Here is a 14705-nt window from a genome sequence, read left to right as displayed (position 1 = left end):
GCCGGTGGAACTGGCCCTCACCGGTGGAGCAACCGCCACAGGAGTCCGCCGGGGAGTCCCGCCCGAACGAGCCGGTCGTACAGTCGATCGGGGAGCACGCGCGCGAGTCTCGGCAGCCATCGCGCCCGTCGGCTCACCCGGTAGCGAGTCCGCGGCCGCTCCGCGGTCGTCGCGGTCACCACGCGCTCGACGACCGTCTCGACGTCAGTGGCGGCCGGCGAGTACCCCTCGAACTCGCGGTAGACGTCCGCGTAGGGTCCCTCGTCGCTCGGCCCCTCGTCGCTCGGCCCCTCGTCGCTCGGTCCCTCGCTGCTCCCCCCTTCGCCCGCCGCCGCGGCCCGCTCGTTGAAGCCGGTCGGAACGGGACCCGGTTCGACCAGCGCGACGTCGACCCCGCGGGGCGCGACCTCTCGGCGGAGCGAGTCGGCGTAGCCGTCGAGTCCGGCCTTCGCGGCGCTGTACGCGCCGTGGTACGGCAGCGCCACCGATCCGGCCATCGACCCGACGACCACGACCCGCCCGCCGCGCTCGCGCAGCGTCGGGAGCGCCGCGGCGACGGTCGCGTGGACCGCCGTCAGGTTCGTCTCCAGCTGTCGTCGGAACGCCTCGGCGGCGGTGTCCTCGACGGCCGCGATCTCGTAGCCGCCGACGCAGGAGACGACCGCGTCGAGCGGGCGGTCCGCGAGCAGACCGCGGATGGCGGCCTCGTCGCGGAGGTCCACGACGGCGGTCTCGACCGCGTCGGGCAGGTCGGACAGCCCGTCCGCGTCGCGGTCGACGCCGAGCACGTCGTGGCCGGCGGCCGCGAGCGAGCGCGCGACCCCGCCGCCGATCCCGCCCGCGCCCCCCGTCACGAGAACGTACATGGCCGAAAATTCGCGACGGGGTCAGTAGACGGTGGCGGTTCGGTGCGTCGGCGGGCGAGGGATCGGGATCTCGGGTCGGATCATCCCGGCGAATCCGGCCCGACGCCCGAAGGCATATATCCGCCACGGGTGATCGTCTGGACAATGTCCACCGACGAGCCGTCCGTCCCGATCGTGTGCGACGAGTGCGAGACGGAGACCCGCGTCCCCCTCGACGACCTCGCGGACGCGCTCGACAAACACAACGCCCAGAAACACGACGGCGAGTCCGTCGCGGAGGTCGACCCGGCGATCAAGGACCGCCTCGCCGACCTCGTCGCCGAGGATCTGGGCCTGTTCGACGAGGAGGCGGCAGAGGAGGGGTGACCGTTTCAGTCAGATCGCCGCCGTCTGACGACGACCGCAATTTCTCGCCGCGCTACTCTTCCTCGTCGGTTTCCTCGACGCTCGCGGATAGCTCGTCGACGTGGGTGCGCAGCGTCGCCAGCGTCGCGTCCGCGTCGGCGTACCCCTCGTCGTAGTCGTCGAGCGCGGCCGCCGCTCGATCGAGAAAGCGCTCCACCGCCGCGTCGGTCGCCTCGTCGGTCATACGAAACCGTCGGCCCGCGAGCGGTTTATGTCTCCCGGCGTCGGGGTCGGGACACGGAACGCGCGGCTCCCGTCAGCGCCGCCGGAGGGCGTACGCCGTGTAGCCGACCGCGACGACGAGAACGGCCGAAAGCAGGGTACCGAGGACGGCGGGCGACGCGGTGACGTACTCGCCGAACGGGTCGGTCAGCGCGAACACGGCGACGATGAGCGCGACGGAAATGGCGATCCCGACCGCGCCGAACGCCTTGAACGCCGCGTCGAGGTCGAAGCGTTGCGATCCGGGTTGGTGGCTCATACCCAGCCGTACGCGCCTCGCACATAAATCCCTCCAGCGGGATTCTCAGCCTCGGAGAACGGCGAGACGGTCCTCACTCGGGATATCCCTCGACGATGGCGACGCCCGAGGAGGCCCCGATCCGGACCGCGCCCGCGTCGAACATGGCGGCCGCCTCCTCGTAGGAGCCGACGCCGCCGGAGGCCTTCACCGGGAGGTACTCGCTCATCAGTTCCACGTCGGCGACCGTCGCGCCGCCGTCCGCGAAGCCGGTCGAGGTCTTCACCATGTCGGCGTCGGCGGCGACGGCGGCCTCGCAGGCGCGGCGCTTCTCGGCGTCGTCGAGGAGGGCGGTCTCGATGATCACCTTCACGGGGACCGGCACGGCGGCGACGACGTCGGAGAGCTCGTCGGCCACCGCGCCGTCGTCGCCCGCCTTCAGCCGCCCGACGTTGATCACGACGTCGACCTCGTCGGCGCCGTCCTCCCACGCGGCGACCGCCTCGTCGCGCTTGACCGCCGGGGCGTGCTGGCCGTGCGGGAACCCGACCACGGTGGCGATCGCCTCGGGGTCGCTCCCGTACTCGGCCGCCTCGGCGACGTAGCACGGGGGAATACAGGCGTTCATCCCGTGGGCGGCGGCCTCGTCGAGAACGGTCCGCACGTCGGCCCAGGTCGTCTCGGGACCGAGGACGGTGTGGTCGATGCTGGCGGCGAACTCCTCGCGGTTCATGCGTCTCCCGTCGCGGCGGGAGCTAAAAGGCGTGCTGGGTCGCGGCGCTGGGTCTCGGAACCGAGCTACCCGACGCGGAAGAACGGGCTACGAAACGCGGAAGGGGGAACGCGTGGGAGCGACCGGTGAGCGCCGGTCGCGACCGAGCGCGCGGTCAGCTCTCGATTTCGATCTCCGTGCCGGAGACGGCGTTCTCGACGGTCACGGGGAGCCGGACCGTCAGGATGCCGTTCCGGTACTCGGCGTCGATACCGTCCTCGTCGATCGCCTTCGGGAAGCGGAACCGCCGGTGGTACGTCCGGCGGGTCCCGCGGCGCTCGTCCTCGTGTTCGCCGGCGACGTTGAGCACGCCGTCGTTCCACGAGGCGGTGATCTCCGCGGGGTCGAAGCCGGGGAGTTCGACCGAGAGGACGAACTCGCCGTCCTCCTCGTACAGTTCGTAGTCGTTACTACCGGATTCGAACAGTCGGCTCGGGAAGTCGACTCCTTGCGTCCACGTGTTCGCCGGTTCGAGCATGGGCATCGTTGACCACCTCGAACTCAGTTGCTAGTATGGTTGCGATTCTATAAAAATTTGACGGGTTATGGTAAAATACAACATTCCACGGTCGGGTGGCGCCTTCGTACCGACCGCTCGAATCGGGACGCCCCCCGGACGGACCGGGTTGCCGTGCGGGGGCGATCGGGCGGATCGGTGTTGGATATTTCTCCAACAGTTCCGCGATCGCCCCGGATTTATTCCATCTCCGTGCCACCGCGACGCATGGATCGTGACACCGCCGCGCCTGCCGTCGGCGACCTCCCGGGCGAGCGCGCTCGCGAGTGGGTCGAGTACCACCACGAGTCGGCCGCGCCGAGCACCTACGTCTACGAGTTCGTCTGGGACCGCACCGCCCCGGCCGAGGGACCGTTCTGTACCGACGTCGACGGCAACGTCCTCTTGGATTTCACCAGCCACGTCGCCGCCGCGCCGCTCGGGTACAACAACCCCCTCATCATGGACCGCCTCGAAGAGTTCGACCTCGTCGACCCGCTGAAGATCGCCGGCCAGGACTTCTACGCCGCGGGCGGTCCCTCGCCCGGCGACGGGATCCCCGGCGCCTCGGGGCTGATGGACCGCCTGACCGACCTGACCGCTCACTACGACATGGACACCGTTTTCCTCTCGAACTCCGGCGCGGAGGCGGTCGAGAACGCTATCAAGATCGCCTACGACGCCTCGAACGGCGCGAAGTACGCGATCACCTTCGACGGGGCGTTCCACGGCCGGACGCTGGGCGCGCTCTCGCTCAACCGTTCGAAATCCGTCTACCGCCGCGAGTTCCCGGAGATCAGCGGCGTGACGGAGGTGCCGTTCTGCGACGACCGGACCTGCTCGGCGGAGACCTGCTCGTGCGGCTTCTTCGCGGACGGCGTCTCGCGACTGCGTCGGAAGCTCGACCCGAAACGCGGGAACGTCCACCCCGACGACGTGGCGTACCTCATCCTCGAACCGATTCAGGGGGAGGGGGGTTACCGCTTCCCCTCGGAGGCGTTCACCGACGAGATCGCGGCGCTCGCCGAGGAACACGACATCACGCTGATCGCCGACGAGATCCAGTCGGGCGTCGGCCGCACCGGCGAGATGTGGGCCTCCGACCACTACGCGTACGAACCCGACGTGATCGCGAGCGCGAAGGGGCTTCGCGTGGGCGCGACCGTCTCGCGCAGCGACGTGTTCCCCGAGGAGACCGGTCGCCTCTCCTCGACGTGGGGCGCCGGCGACCTGATCGCCTCCGCGCAGGGCGCGCTCACGCTCGACGCAATCGAGGAGGCGGACCTCATGGACAACGCCGTCGAGCGCGGCCGGCAGTTCAAAGAGACGATGCGCGACGCCGACCTCGACCCCGTCGACGACGTCCGCGGGAAGGGGTTACTGCTCGCGGTCGAGTTCGACACCAAGGAGCGCCGGGACGCGGTCATGGAGAACGCGTTCGAGCGCGGCCTCCTCACGCTCGCGTGCGGCCACGAGGTCCTCCGGATCCTCCCGCCGCTCGACGTCACCGACCGCGAGATCGACCTCGGCTGCGACCTCCTCACCGACGCGATCGCGGACGCGGCCTGAATCGCTCTCGACGCAGTCTCGACTCGGCTGTCCCCGCCGCGACTCGACTCGGCGATCCTCAGCGGTCCGCGAACCACTCCGCGAACTTCTCTAAGGCTCGACCGCGGTGTGACACCGCGTTCTTCCGCTCGGTGTCCATCTCCGCGAACGTCTCGCCGTCGTGTTCGAAGATCGGGTCGTAGCCGAACCCGCCGTCGCCCCGCGGCGCGACGATCCGACCCGGCACGTACCCCTCGAACAGCTTGACCGGGAGCGGGCCGGCGTCGGCGTCGGCGTCGCCGTCCCCGCATCCCGCCTCCCCGTCCGGTCCCGCCGCGGCGGCCGCGTCGCGGTCGCCGCGGTCGACGGGGTCGGGGGTCGCGGCGAACCCGTCGCCGTCGCAGTAGCCGAGCGTACACCGGAAGGCGGCGCGGCGGTCGTCGAGGTCGGCGGCGATCTCGTGGACGCGCTCGACCCCGAGCGTCTCCTCCACGTACGAGGAGTACGGACCGGGGAACCCGTCGAGTCCCTCGACGAACAGCCCCGCGTCGTCGACGAGGACCGGCGCGTCGGCGTGGCGGTACGCCTCGCGGGCCCCTTGCGCCGCGATCGGGCCGAGCCCGTCGGCCTGGATCTCCGTGTAGTCGAAGTCGAGCCGCTCCACCGAGCCGTCCGGGAGGTACCGCTCCGCCTCGCGCACCTTCCCCGGGTTCGTCGTCACGTACCTGAGCACGGATCCGCGTGGGCGCGCCCGCGAGGAATAGCCGTCGGTCGCGGATGAGGGATCGACCGACCCCGGCAGTACGCTTTTGTCGACCCGACGACATCGGTCGCGTATGGCCCTCCCCACGTTCGAGAAGAAGCGGCTCATCGGACTCATCGCGGTCCTCTCGTTCGGGCTCACGGCGCTTTTCGCCGTCCTCCTGCCGACCGCGCTGGGACCGCTGATCCCCGCCACGTTCATCCTCGGGTACTTTATTCTCATCCCGTTGGTGGCGGTGCTCGGCGAGCAGTTCCCCCTCGTCGCGTCCGACGACGGGACTGTCGAGGCGACTGAGACCGACGGATCGGCGGCCGCGACCGCGGCGGACCATCCAGTCGCGGCGCTCCGCGAGCGGTACGCGACCGGAGAGATAGACGAGGCGGAGTTCGAGCGGAAACTCGACCGGCTGCTGGCGACCGAGGACCTCGACGAGCGGTTCGACCGGATCGAGTCCGACCGCGGCGAGGCGGGCCGCGAGCGCGACCTCGAACTGGAGTGAGTCGGACTCCGGCGTCTCAGGGATCGACGCGGACGATCCACGCGCCCGGGTCGTCGATCTCGGCCGCGGTCGGCAGGTTCTCGGCGCGCTCCCAGACGGCGCCCGCGGCCTCGATGCCGCGCTCGTCGGCGACGTGCCGGAAGAAGGCGGCGCCGCGCTCGTACTGCCGGCGCTTGAGACCGAGTCCGAGGAGGCGCTGTGCGAGCCGTCGGATCGGACCGCCGCCGCCGCGGCGCTCGTCCAGCTTCCGCCGGAGGTCAGCGTACTCGCCGTCGAACGCGCGGTCCATCAGCACCTCGGCGTACCCCTCGACAGCGATCATCGCGGTCTGTAGCTCCGCGAACGCGTCGGGGTCGAGCCCGCGGCCCGCGCCCCCCGCGCCGCCGACCATCCCCTCGATCCCGCGCTCGACGCGGGATTCGAGGTACTCCGAGAGCCACGGCGCCGCGCCGAACTCGGCCGCGTGGGTCACCTCGTGGAACGCGATCCACCGGCGGAACCGGGGGTAGTCGACGTCGAGCGCGGCGGCGACCGCGACGATGTTCGGGTGGACGAAGTAGAGACCGTGGTCGGCGTCCGGCTCGTCGGCGAGGAGAAGCGGGTCGTACTGGCCGAGGACGTTGCGCGCGAGGAATCCCAGCGCGAACGCCATCGACCCCGTGTTGGCGACCCGCGAGAGGTCCCGCGCGAACGCGGCGCCGGGCACTGGCCCGGGCGTCGCGTCGAACGCCCCGTCCGGACCGCCGGGGTCCGCCGCGGCCGCCTCGATCGGGTCCATCACGCGCCGGAAGGTGCCGACGCTCGCGTCGATCCAGTGGTGGCGGTTCTGGACCTCGACGGTGTCGGGCACGTCGAACTCGATCCCCGCCACATCGGCCAGCCGCGAGCGGGCGTCGCGGACGTCGGCGGCGTAGCCCTCGCGCTCCGCGTCGGTGAGCGCGACCGATCCGGGTTCGGTGGCGTCCTTCGCGGCCGCCGCGGCCCGGTCCCAGTCGACGACGCCCGGTCCCTCGGCCTCGGCGACGGCCCGGACGCTTCGGAGGATGTCCATACGGATCGGACGGGCGGCCGCCCCAAAGCGCTTGTGTCGGTCGGGACCTGCCGCGCCGGCGAGGCTCGCGATCCGGTGTCTTCTTGTCGAACGCAACACTGCCACGGACATGGACGACACGCGCAGAGCGTTCCTCGACGACCTCCTCGCGACGCCGAGTCCCTCGGGCTTCGAGACGGCCGCGCAGCGGGTCTGGACCGACTACGTCCGCGGGTTCGCGGACCGGGTCGACACCGACGCCTACGGCAACGCCGTCGCGGTCCACGAGGGGAACCCCGACGCCCCGACGGTCGCCGTCACCGGCCACGCCGACGAGATCGGGTTCATCGTCCGCGACGTGCTCGACGACGGCTTCCTCCGGATCGGGCGGATCGGCGGGGCCGACCGAACCGTCTCGAAGGGCCAGCACGTCACGGTCCACGCCGAGGAGCCGGTCCAGGGCGTCGTCGGGCAGACTGCGATCCACCTCCGAGACGGCGGCGACGACGAGTACGAGGACGTGGCCGGCCAGTTCGTCGACGTCGGCGCCGAGGACGCCGACGAGGCGCGCGAGCACGTCGAGATCGGCGACCCGGTCACCTTCTCATCCGGCGTCCGCGACCTCGTCGGCGACCGGATCGCCGCCCGCGGGGTCGACAACCGAGCGGGCGCGTGGGCGGCCGCGGAGGGACTCCGACGCGCCGTCGAGACCGACGTCGACGCCACGGTCTACGCGGTCTCGACCGTCCAAGAGGAGGTCGGGCTTCAGGGCGCGCGGATGGTCGGCGTCGACCTCGACGACGTCGACGCGTTCGTCGCGGTCGACGTCACGCACGCCACCGACAACCCGGACGTCGACCGCGAGCGCCGCGGCCCGATCGAACTCGGTGCCGGCCCCGTGATCGGCCGCGGCAGCGCGAACCACCCGGTCCTCGTCGACCTCGCTCGCGACGCGGCCGAAGACGCCGACGTCGACGTCCAGCTACAGGCGGCCGGCACCCGCACCGGCACCGACGCGGACGCGTTCTACACGACGCGGGGCGGGACCCCCGCGCTCAACGTCTCGATCCCGAACCGGTACATGCACACGCCGGTCGAGGTGATCGACACGGACGACCTCGACGCGGTCGCGGACCTCCTCGCGGCGATCGGTTCCGCGGCGGGCGACGCCGCGGACGCGGCGGATCCGTTCGCGGTCGATATCTGACTCGGTCGCCGCGAAACCCGGCGCGTCCGCCGCCGCCCGCTTCGGGATCTGCCTCCTCCCGGCCCGCTTCGAGATCCGTCTGCTCCCGCCCCACTCGCCACGACAAACCGGGGCACGGCGGCGTCGAAACGGAACAGTTTTACAATCTCCTTTCATACCGTAGAACGCGTCGAACGGACGTGCGCTCTGGTGGTGTAGTCCGGCCAATCATATCACCCTCTCACGGTGATGACCTGGGTTCGAATCCCAGCCGGAGCATTTCTCGAACGGAGCGAGTGGAATCGACGAGCGTCGGGTAACGCCTCTCAGTCGCGGGCGCCAACCCCCTCGCTCCGCACCGCGACCGTCTCCCGCTCGAACGCTTCCTCGTCCCCTCGCCAGCGCCACGACCCGACGAACGGGTACCCGTCCAGCGCGCAGATGACGTACGAGTAGCCGGGCCAGGTCGCTCGCGCGGCGTCCGTCTCGCTCGGAGCCGCCGGTCCCGTCGGATGCGAGTGGTAGAACCCCACCACGTCGCGCCCGGCCGCCTCGATCGCCTCGAACAGCTCGAGCTGTTCCTCGGGGTCGATCCGGTACCGGGTCGCGGGCGCGTCGGCGACGTTCTCCGCCTCGTGGGCGCGCGCGACGACGCTCTCCCCGTCGCCGTCGCCGCGGGTCCCGGCCAGCACGCCGCAGACCTCCTTGGCGCCGCCCGCGTCGGCGTGCCGGACCACGTCGTCGTAGGCCCCGCGGTCGAACTCGATCATGGGAGGACAACGGGCGGGTCCCGGATAAGTCCGTCTCGGCGCCGGTCCTATCGGTGGGGCGGCGGCCTCCGCGGGCGTCGGTTCCCGTCGGAGGTAGCGGCAGTTGTTGAGACGGCGAAACGGATTTACCCGGATGGGGTGCGAGAAGTCCGCATGAGCGACGCCGCACTCCCCGCGCCGACCGCCGACGAGGCGCTCCACACGACCGTCGACTTCCCCTTCGAGGACGCGGTGCCGTTCGTCCAGCTCGAACACGAGCTCGCCGACTTCGAGACGGTGCGCGTCACGCGACTCGACGAGATGATCGAGGGGATGCTCGGCCGCGACGACGTCGAGCGGACGGCGCTGATCGTGGTCTGTCACCCCGAGATCGCGTACGACGCCTTGCGTATCGACCCCACGCTCGCCGGAATGCTGCCGTGTACCACCGTCGTGTACGAGCGCGCCGGCGACGACCGCGTCCACGTCCACCACGTGTCGGCGACGAAGGCGATCCGGGACCTCGGCTGCGCGTCGGCCGCCGGGGTCGACGAGGACGCCGTCGAGGACCTCGTGGCCAAGACCGGCGAGCTGATGGCGACCGTCTGGGAGAACATCGAGACGCACGGGCGGGAGTGATCGACTCCGCCGCCGACCCCACTTTTCACTCGACCGGTTCAGCCGCCACCGCACCACCGCGGCGGCGACGAGGACCGTCGCGAAGGTGACGGCCCCGGAGACGAGCGCGCCGCGGGCGCTCGTCGCCCCGGTCGCGAACGCGCTCGCGGACGCGGACCCGCCGACCACCGCCGCCCCGCCCGCCAGCCCGCCGAACCCGAGACAACAGAGGCTCAGCAGGCCCACGGCGGACAGCGATCCGAGGATCCCGTCGTCGCTCATCTCCCCTCGTTTCGGTCTCCGGCTACCAATAGCTGTCGCGCCGGTCCGCCAAGCGAGGATTTAATTCCGCCAGCGCGCGAGGGCGTCGTGTGGACCCGAGCCGGATCCCCGACGAGTTCCCCGCGCCGAGCTTCCGCGGCGCGCAGGAGCGGGCCCTCGCCGACATCCGCGACGCGTTCGCGGCGGGCAACCGGGTCGTGCTGGTGCGCGCGCCGACGGGCAGCGGCAAGTCGCTGCTCGCCCGCGCGATCATGGGCGCGGCCGAGACTGCGGGAGAGGCCGCCCCCAGCGAGGCGACCGGGGCCTACTACACGACTCCGCAGGTGTCGCAGATCGACGACGTCGAGGCCGACGACTTACTCGACGACCTGGCGGTGATCCGCGGGAAGTCGAACTACGACTGCGTGCTCCCGGGCGAGCACGACACGCCCGTGAACCGCGCGCCCTGCGCGCGCCAGCAGGGGTTCGACTGCTCGATCCGGCACCGCTGTCCGTACTTCTCCGACCGCGCCATCGCCTCCGGCAACCGCTTTGCGGCCATGACCCTCGCCTACTTCATGCGCACCGCCGGCTCCGAGGTGTTCCGGAAGCGCGACGTCGTCGTGATAGACGAGGCGCACGGGCTGGCGGAGTGGGCCGAGATGTACGCCACCATCGAGATATCGCCCGAGCGCGTCCCGGTGTGGGACGACGTGGGCGTCCCCGACGTGGCGGCCGACGCCGGCCCGGAGGAGGACGCGCTCGACCGGACCGCGCGGTTCGTCGAGGCGCTCCGCGACGCCGCGATCCGCGCGAAAGACGAGCTGGTGGGTCGCCCCGAGCTCGACCGCGAGGAGGTCGCCCGGCGCGACCGGCTCCAGGAGCTGATAAGCGAGCTCGGCTGGTTCCTCGAGGACTACCGCGACCCGCAGTCGCCGACCTCGTGGGTCGTCGACCAGCCGGGGGGCGAGGGGACGTCGATCGACATCAAGCCGCTCGACCCCGCGCGGTACCTCAGGCACACCGTGTGGGACCGCGGCAACCGGTTCGCGCTGCTGTCGGCGACGATCCTCTCGAAGGAGGCGTTCTGTCGCGGCGTCGGTCTCGACCCCGCCGACGTCGCCCTCGTCGACGTCGAACACACGTTCTCGCTCGCGAACCGCCCCCTGTACGACGTGACGCAGGGGTCGATGACGTACGAACACCGCGACGAGACGGTGCCGAAGATCGCCCGACTCATCGTCCGGCTGATGGCGGAACACCCCGACGAGAAGGGGCTGATCCACGCGCACTCGTACGACATCGCCGAGCGGCTCACCGAGCGCCTCGGCGAGTTCGGCGTCGCGGCGCGCGTCAGGCGTCACGACCGGGCGAACCGCGACGCCGAGCTGGAGGCGTGGAAGGCGAGCTCGGACCCGGAGGTGTTCGTCTCCGTGAAGATGGAGGAGGCGCTGGACCTGAAAGGCGACCTTTGCCGCTGGCAGGTGGTGTGTAAGGCGCCGTACCGGAACACGAACGACTCGCGGGTCGCCCGCCGGCTCGAGGACGGCCAGTGGGCGTGGTACAACCGCACCGCGCTGCGAACCGTCATTCAGGCCTGCGGGCGGGTCGTCCGCGCCCCGGACGACTACGGCGCGACGTACCTCGCGGACGACTCCCTGCTCGACCTCTTCGACCGCGCCGAGACCGACACGCCCTCGTGGTTCCGCGACCAGGTCGACGCGATGACGAACCCGTCGCTACCGGTGTTCGACCCCGAGGCGGCGCTCGCCGGTATCGACGCGTCTCCGGCGGGGGGCGTGGGCGCGGGACGGCGGCGGAGCCGGCACTCATCCGAGTCGGCCGGCGCCCGCGCGAACCGTTCGTCCGGCGGCGACGCGGGTCGCGGAGGCGACGACGGCGACGCGACCGCCGACAGCGGGACGACCGGCGACGAGTCGGTCCGAACCCGCTCCGAGCAGGACGCGGAGCGTCGACAGAACCACCCCTTATCCGACGTCTGGGGCGACGGCTGACGAGGGGCGGGGCGGCTTCGGCCGGACGGGAAGGGCCGTCGGCTACAGCAGGGAGACGCCGTACGCCACCATCGAACTCACCATGAGTAGCGCGAAAAACACCGCGATGATCTGTTGTCTGTCCATGCGCGCCTGTCGACCGTAGAACCGTATAACTCCTGCGGGCGAGGAGCGGTGCTGCGCGGGTCGTATTATGATCTCCGCGTCGATCATTCGTCAATATATATCGTATAAGGTGTATCAGGCCCCTCAATGAAGTAGTAACCTTCATAATCCCTCACGCGACTACTGTGTGTATGGCCACGAACGGGCTGTCGAGTGCGCTGACGCTGTACGGTGCGCGAACCCTGACGCTGTCGCAGGCGGCCGCACAGGCGGGACTCAGCGAGGCCGAATTCATCGAGCAGCTCGAACGCCGCGGCATCGAGGTAACCGACTCCGAGCGCGCCGCAGCGCTCGGCCGCGAACAGCCCGCTCGCGCCGACTGAACCGCGACGCGTTTTCGTCGCGACGCGACCCGCGGACCCGATTTTTCGACACGTTCCCACGAACGATCAGTTTCTCGTCCGAAACAAACCCCGAGAACCAGTCAGTCTCGCCTTCGCGGCGACGGCGCGGTCGGTTCCGCTCCCTCCTCCGGCACGAGGTGGACCTCGCCGCCGTGTTCGAAGGCGAGCACCGAATCGGCGTCGTCGTCGACGAACGCGGGGTTCGGCACGGTCTTCGCCTCGTAGGTGACGGGATCGAGGACCTGGATCGCGTTCTCGTCCTCGACGGTCACCACGGTCGTCTCCGTCGCGTCGTCGCGGGTACCGAGCCGGGTCGCGTCGGGGGCCTCGGCGTCCGCGAACGCGGAGGTGTACTCCGCGCCGCTCGCGAGACGGACGCCCTGGAGGCGGCCGGAGACGCCCGTGACGAGGACCGGTCCGTCGCCGTCCTCGGGGTCGACGATCTCGCCTTCGGCGTACTTCGGGAGCCGGACCGCGAACGTGACGCGGTACACCTCGTTGCCGTCGCCGTCCTCGGTGACGAGCGTCGGGTACGACTCGAAGCTCCCGCCGAGCGACTCCGTGATCCGCGTCGCGACGTTCTGCGCGAGCCGGTTCGACGAGAGCTTGATGTCCGGCCCGTCGTCGGTCTCCACCACCTCCGTGATGAACGCCTCGCGGTCGCCGTCGGCCTCCTGGTCGGCCACGTACGTCTCGGCGATTTCGAGCGCCTCCGCGCGCTCCGCGGGCGTGAGGTCGCGCTCGTCGGCGCGGACCTGGACGATCCCGGCGTAGTAGCCGCCGGCGATGCGCCCGCAGCGGTCGCAGGTCCCGCGCGAGATCTTGACCGGGACGGTGACCTCCGCCGAGCGGAGGGTGCCGCGGACGACGCCCGAGAAGCGGCAGTGCATCCGGACCGTGTTCTCGTCGACCTGCTCCGGCTCGACGCCCCACTCCACGTCCGCGGCGTCGACGTGGACCCCGAGCGCCTCCGCGACCTCGTCGACGGCGACGTCGGTGTAGTCGCGCGCGCCCACGTCCCGCCACGACTCGCCGCGCCTGACGGCGCCGCAGCCGGAACAGACCAGCACCTCGATCCGGTCGGGGGCGTCGACCAGGTCGAAGTCCTCGAAGTAGCAGTCGTCGCACAGCAGCGCGTCACGCCCGCGCGGCTCGCCCGGGAGGGGGTCGCGCCGCTCGGGGACCGGGTCGCCGCAGCGCGGACAGAACTCCCGCGACTCGCTCATTGACGCCGGCTACGCCGAGGATCCGTTTAAACGACGCGGACCGCGGCGGTCCGCGCCGCCGACCGCGAGCGCGGTTCCGGCCGATCCGCGCTGGTCGCGACCTCCGAAATGGTTTTTCGCACGGACCGAGAACGGACGCGTATGAGCGGCAACCCCGACGACGAACGGCTCGAGGAACTGCGCGAACAGAAGATGGAAGAGCTTCGCGAGCGCCAGGGCGGCGAGGGCGACGCCGCCGAGGCCCAACAGGAGGCCCAAGAGCGCGCCGAGGCCCAGCAGGAGGCAGTGTTGAAACAGCACCTCACCGACGGCGCGCGCCAGCGGCTCAACGCGGTCGAGATGTCGAAGCCGCAGTTCGGCGAGAAGGTGAAAAAACAGGTCGCCGCGCTGGCGCAGAGCGGCCGTATTCAGGGGCAGATCGACGAGGACCAGATGCGAGACCTGCTCAAAGAGCTCCAGCCCGAACAGAAGAGCTTCGACATCCGCCGCCGGTAGATGGAGCTGGCGCTGCTGTACAGCGGGGGGAAAGACTCCTCGCTCGCCGCCCACCTGCTCGACCGGTTCTACGACGTGCGCTGCGTCACCGGGAGCTTCGGGCTTACGGACGACTGGGAGCACGCCGAGCGGGCGGCCGCCGAGCTCGGATTCCCGTTCGAGCGCGTCGATCTCGACCGCGAGGTGGCGGAGAGCGCCGCCGAGACCATGGTCGCCGACGGCTACCCCCGGAACGGGATCCAGCGCGTCCACGAGCACGCCTTAGAGACCATCGCCGCGCTCGACGTCGACGCCATCGCCGACGGGACGCGCCGCGACGACCGCGTCCCCACGGTGTCGCGGGCGCAGGCGCAGAGCCTCGAAGACCGCAACGAGATCGACTACATCTCCCCGCTCTCCGGGTTCGGCCGCCACGCGGTCGACCAGCTCGTCGACGCCACCTTCGACGTCCAGCAGGGACCCAGCGAGGAGGTCCCGAAGGCGGACTACGAGGACGAGCTCCGGACGCTCATCGCCGACGAGTACGGCGCGGAGACCGTCGGCGACGTGTTCCCCGACCACGACCAGACGTACGTCCACGGCCGGAACGACTGAGCGCGAGGGAGGACTTCGAGGGCGGGAGGACATCGAGGGCGGGAGGACATCGAGGGCGGGAGGACATCGAGGGCGGGAGGACATCGAGGGCGGGAGGACATCGAGGGCAGTCCCGGGACGCGGCGTCACCGCCGATCGATCTCTCTCCGTCTCGATCTACTCCGTTTCTCAAATTCTGTCTCTGGTGTGTCGTGATCGATAATAGACAACTCT

The 14705-nt window shown here is 70.7% G+C and carries 19 protein-coding genes, 1 tRNA gene and 1 pseudogene; 10 read left to right on the top strand and 11 right to left on the bottom strand.

Annotated elements, in window-relative coordinates:
• Positions 1 to 17 precede the first annotated feature (17 nt).
• Complete coding sequence (locus J2744_RS10895) at positions 18 to 866, bottom strand: SDR family NAD(P)-dependent oxidoreductase (RefSeq protein WP_210113384.1); 849 nt, start codon at positions 864 to 866, stop codon at positions 18 to 20.
• A 144-nt stretch (positions 867 to 1010) separates the two neighbouring features.
• On the opposite strand from J2744_RS10895, the gene J2744_RS10890 reads away from it, so the two are divergent.
• Positions 1011 to 1232: a hypothetical protein gene (locus J2744_RS10890; protein ID WP_210113383.1), complete on the top strand. Its 222-nt coding sequence runs from the start codon at positions 1011 to 1013 to the stop codon at positions 1230 to 1232.
• Between the two features lie 52 nt (positions 1233 to 1284).
• On the opposite strand, the gene J2744_RS10885 is transcribed toward J2744_RS10890, so the two are convergent.
• The 4 genes from J2744_RS10885 to J2744_RS10870 all read right to left on the bottom strand — a co-directional run bounded on the left by J2744_RS10885 (position 1285) and on the right by J2744_RS10870 (position 2981).
• On the bottom strand, positions 1285 to 1455 hold the full coding sequence (locus J2744_RS10885; protein WP_210113382.1) for a hypothetical protein: 171 nt from the start codon (positions 1453 to 1455) through the stop codon (positions 1285 to 1287).
• Positions 1456 to 1527: 72 nt separating this feature from the next.
• On the bottom strand, positions 1528 to 1752 hold the full coding sequence (locus J2744_RS10880; protein ID WP_210113381.1) for a hypothetical protein: 225 nt from the start codon (positions 1750 to 1752) through the stop codon (positions 1528 to 1530).
• 73 nt (positions 1753 to 1825) lie between these two features.
• Positions 1826 to 2464, bottom strand: coding sequence for a deoxyribose-phosphate aldolase (deoC, locus tag J2744_RS10875; RefSeq protein WP_210113380.1), 639 nt, complete (start codon positions 2462 to 2464; stop codon positions 1826 to 1828).
• Between the two features lie 154 nt (positions 2465 to 2618).
• The gene (locus J2744_RS10870; protein ID WP_210113442.1) at positions 2619 to 2981 is read right to left on the bottom strand and encodes an Hsp20/alpha crystallin family protein; all 363 of its coding nucleotides are present in this window, start codon (positions 2979 to 2981) and stop codon (positions 2619 to 2621) included.
• Between the two features lie 246 nt (positions 2982 to 3227).
• On the opposite strand from J2744_RS10870, the gene J2744_RS10865 reads away from it, so the two are divergent.
• Positions 3228 to 4568 (top strand): aminotransferase class III-fold pyridoxal phosphate-dependent enzyme, encoded by a 1341-nt coding sequence (locus J2744_RS10865; protein WP_210113379.1) that lies wholly within the window; start codon positions 3228 to 3230, stop codon positions 4566 to 4568.
• Positions 4569 to 4626: 58 nt separating this feature from the next.
• Here J2744_RS10865 and J2744_RS10860 read toward each other — a convergent pair whose 3' ends face one another.
• Positions 4627 to 5280: a non-canonical purine NTP pyrophosphatase gene (locus J2744_RS10860; protein ID WP_210113378.1), complete on the bottom strand. Its 654-nt coding sequence runs from the start codon at positions 5278 to 5280 to the stop codon at positions 4627 to 4629.
• A gap of 103 nt (positions 5281 to 5383) precedes the next feature.
• Between J2744_RS10860 and J2744_RS10855 the strand changes: the two genes are divergently transcribed.
• Positions 5384 to 5809: an SHOCT domain-containing protein gene (locus J2744_RS10855; protein WP_210113377.1), complete on the top strand. Its 426-nt coding sequence runs from the start codon at positions 5384 to 5386 to the stop codon at positions 5807 to 5809.
• A 16-nt stretch (positions 5810 to 5825) separates the two neighbouring features.
• On the opposite strand, the gene J2744_RS10850 is transcribed toward J2744_RS10855, so the two are convergent.
• The gene (locus tag J2744_RS10850) at positions 5826 to 6860 is read right to left on the bottom strand and encodes a zinc-dependent metalloprotease (protein WP_210113376.1); all 1035 of its coding nucleotides are present in this window, start codon (positions 6858 to 6860) and stop codon (positions 5826 to 5828) included.
• Positions 6861 to 6969: 109 nt separating this feature from the next.
• Between J2744_RS10850 and J2744_RS10845 the strand changes: the two genes are divergently transcribed.
• Together J2744_RS10845 and J2744_RS10840 are read left to right on the top strand one after the other, a co-directional pair.
• A complete protein-coding gene (locus J2744_RS10845) occupies positions 6970 to 8046 on the top strand; it encodes a zinc-binding metallopeptidase family protein (protein ID WP_210113375.1) in 1077 nt (358 codons plus the stop codon).
• Positions 8047 to 8229: 183 nt separating this feature from the next.
• Positions 8230 to 8304, top strand: a tRNA-Glu gene (locus tag J2744_RS10840).
• Positions 8305 to 8351: 47 nt separating this feature from the next.
• On the opposite strand, the gene J2744_RS10835 is transcribed toward J2744_RS10840, so the two are convergent.
• Positions 8352 to 8795 (bottom strand): desampylase, encoded by a 444-nt coding sequence (locus tag J2744_RS10835; RefSeq protein WP_210113374.1) that lies wholly within the window; start codon positions 8793 to 8795, stop codon positions 8352 to 8354.
• Positions 8796 to 8948: 153 nt separating this feature from the next.
• Between J2744_RS10835 and J2744_RS10830 the strand changes: the two genes are divergently transcribed.
• On the top strand, positions 8949 to 9413 hold the full coding sequence (locus J2744_RS10830; RefSeq protein ID WP_210113373.1) for a DUF302 domain-containing protein: 465 nt from the start codon (positions 8949 to 8951) through the stop codon (positions 9411 to 9413).
• Between the two features lie 33 nt (positions 9414 to 9446).
• Here J2744_RS10830 and J2744_RS15500 read toward each other — a convergent pair.
• Positions 9447 to 9674 (bottom strand): annotated as a pseudogene (locus J2744_RS15500) (hypothetical protein); the annotation flags it as partial.
• Between the two features lie 89 nt (positions 9675 to 9763).
• On the opposite strand from J2744_RS15500, the gene J2744_RS10825 reads away from it, so the two are divergent.
• Positions 9764 to 11668 carry a helicase C-terminal domain-containing protein gene (locus J2744_RS10825; protein WP_210113372.1) on the top strand — a complete coding sequence of 635 codons (1905 nt, stop codon included), beginning with the start codon at positions 9764 to 9766 and terminating at the stop codon, positions 11666 to 11668.
• A gap of 42 nt (positions 11669 to 11710) precedes the next feature.
• Here J2744_RS10825 and J2744_RS10820 read toward each other — a convergent pair whose 3' ends face one another.
• Positions 11711 to 11881, bottom strand: coding sequence for a surface glycoprotein (locus J2744_RS10820; RefSeq protein ID WP_210113371.1), 171 nt, complete (start codon positions 11879 to 11881; stop codon positions 11711 to 11713).
• Positions 11882 to 11964: 83 nt separating this feature from the next.
• Between J2744_RS10820 and J2744_RS10815 the strand changes: the two genes are divergently transcribed.
• Entirely contained in the window at positions 11965 to 12156 is a 192-nt protein-coding gene (locus J2744_RS10815) for a UPF0175 family protein (RefSeq protein ID WP_008441523.1), read from the top strand.
• A gap of 101 nt (positions 12157 to 12257) precedes the next feature.
• Here the strand turns inward: J2744_RS10815 and J2744_RS10810 are convergent, their stop codons facing one another.
• Positions 12258 to 13403: a 60S ribosomal export protein NMD3 gene (locus J2744_RS10810; RefSeq protein ID WP_210113370.1), complete on the bottom strand. Its 1146-nt coding sequence runs from the start codon at positions 13401 to 13403 to the stop codon at positions 12258 to 12260.
• A gap of 141 nt (positions 13404 to 13544) precedes the next feature.
• Between J2744_RS10810 and J2744_RS10805 the strand changes: the two genes are divergently transcribed.
• Both J2744_RS10805 and J2744_RS10800 read left to right on the top strand, forming a co-directional pair.
• Positions 13545 to 13898 carry a DNA-binding protein gene (locus tag J2744_RS10805; protein WP_210113369.1) on the top strand — a complete coding sequence of 118 codons (354 nt, stop codon included), beginning with the start codon at positions 13545 to 13547 and terminating at the stop codon, positions 13896 to 13898.
• On the top strand, positions 13899 to 14492 hold the full coding sequence (locus J2744_RS10800; protein ID WP_210113368.1) for a DUF7411 family protein: 594 nt from the start codon (positions 13899 to 13901) through the stop codon (positions 14490 to 14492).
• The last annotated feature ends 213 nt before the right edge of the window (positions 14493 to 14705 follow it).

It is taken from the genome of Halorubrum trapanicum, from assembly GCF_017873555.1.
In the GTDB taxonomy this organism is placed as follows: Archaea; Halobacteriota; Halobacteria; order Halobacteriales; family Haloferacaceae; genus Halorubrum; species Halorubrum trapanicum.
Note: the sequence above shows the minus strand (reverse complement) of the source record. Positions and strands in the feature narration are given on the sequence as shown.

Excerpts from the sequence above, each read along its gene's own strand:
- J2744_RS10880 (WP_210113381.1), bottom strand. The coding sequence starts at position 1,752 with ATGAGCCACCAACCCGGATCGCAACGCTTCGACCTCGACGCGGCGTTC.
- deoC (WP_210113380.1), bottom strand. The coding sequence starts at position 2,464 with ATGAACCGCGAGGAGTTCGCCGCCAGCATCGACCACACCGTCCTCGGT.
- J2744_RS10845 (WP_210113375.1), top strand. The coding sequence starts at position 6,970 with ATGGACGACACGCGCAGAGCGTTCCTCGACGACCTCCTCGCGACGCCG.
- J2744_RS10830 (WP_210113373.1), top strand. The coding sequence starts at position 8,949 with ATGAGCGACGCCGCACTCCCCGCGCCGACCGCCGACGAGGCGCTCCAC.
- J2744_RS10800 (WP_210113368.1), top strand. The coding sequence starts at position 13,899 with ATGGAGCTGGCGCTGCTGTACAGCGGGGGGAAAGACTCCTCGCTCGCC.
- J2744_RS10820 (WP_210113371.1), bottom strand. The coding sequence starts at position 11,881 with ATGATCGACGCGGAGATCATAATACGACCCGCGCAGCACCGCTCCTCG.
- J2744_RS10805 (WP_210113369.1), top strand. The coding sequence starts at position 13,545 with ATGAGCGGCAACCCCGACGACGAACGGCTCGAGGAACTGCGCGAACAG.
- J2744_RS10815 (WP_008441523.1), top strand. The coding sequence starts at position 11,965 with ATGGCCACGAACGGGCTGTCGAGTGCGCTGACGCTGTACGGTGCGCGA.
- J2744_RS10885 (WP_210113382.1), bottom strand. The coding sequence starts at position 1,455 with ATGACCGACGAGGCGACCGACGCGGCGGTGGAGCGCTTTCTCGATCGA.
- J2744_RS10865 (WP_210113379.1), top strand. The coding sequence starts at position 3,228 with ATGGATCGTGACACCGCCGCGCCTGCCGTCGGCGACCTCCCGGGCGAG.
- J2744_RS10855 (WP_210113377.1), top strand. The coding sequence starts at position 5,384 with ATGGCCCTCCCCACGTTCGAGAAGAAGCGGCTCATCGGACTCATCGCG.
- J2744_RS10810 (WP_210113370.1), bottom strand. The coding sequence starts at position 13,403 with ATGAGCGAGTCGCGGGAGTTCTGTCCGCGCTGCGGCGACCCGGTCCCC.
- J2744_RS10895 (WP_210113384.1), bottom strand. The coding sequence starts at position 866 with ATGTACGTTCTCGTGACGGGGGGCGCGGGCGGGATCGGCGGCGGGGTC.
- J2744_RS10850 (WP_210113376.1), bottom strand. The coding sequence starts at position 6,860 with ATGGACATCCTCCGAAGCGTCCGGGCCGTCGCCGAGGCCGAGGGACCG.
- J2744_RS10890 (WP_210113383.1), top strand. The coding sequence starts at position 1,011 with ATGTCCACCGACGAGCCGTCCGTCCCGATCGTGTGCGACGAGTGCGAG.
- J2744_RS10835 (WP_210113374.1), bottom strand. The coding sequence starts at position 8,795 with ATGATCGAGTTCGACCGCGGGGCCTACGACGACGTGGTCCGGCACGCC.
- J2744_RS10870 (WP_210113442.1), bottom strand. The coding sequence starts at position 2,981 with ATGCTCGAACCGGCGAACACGTGGACGCAAGGAGTCGACTTCCCGAGC.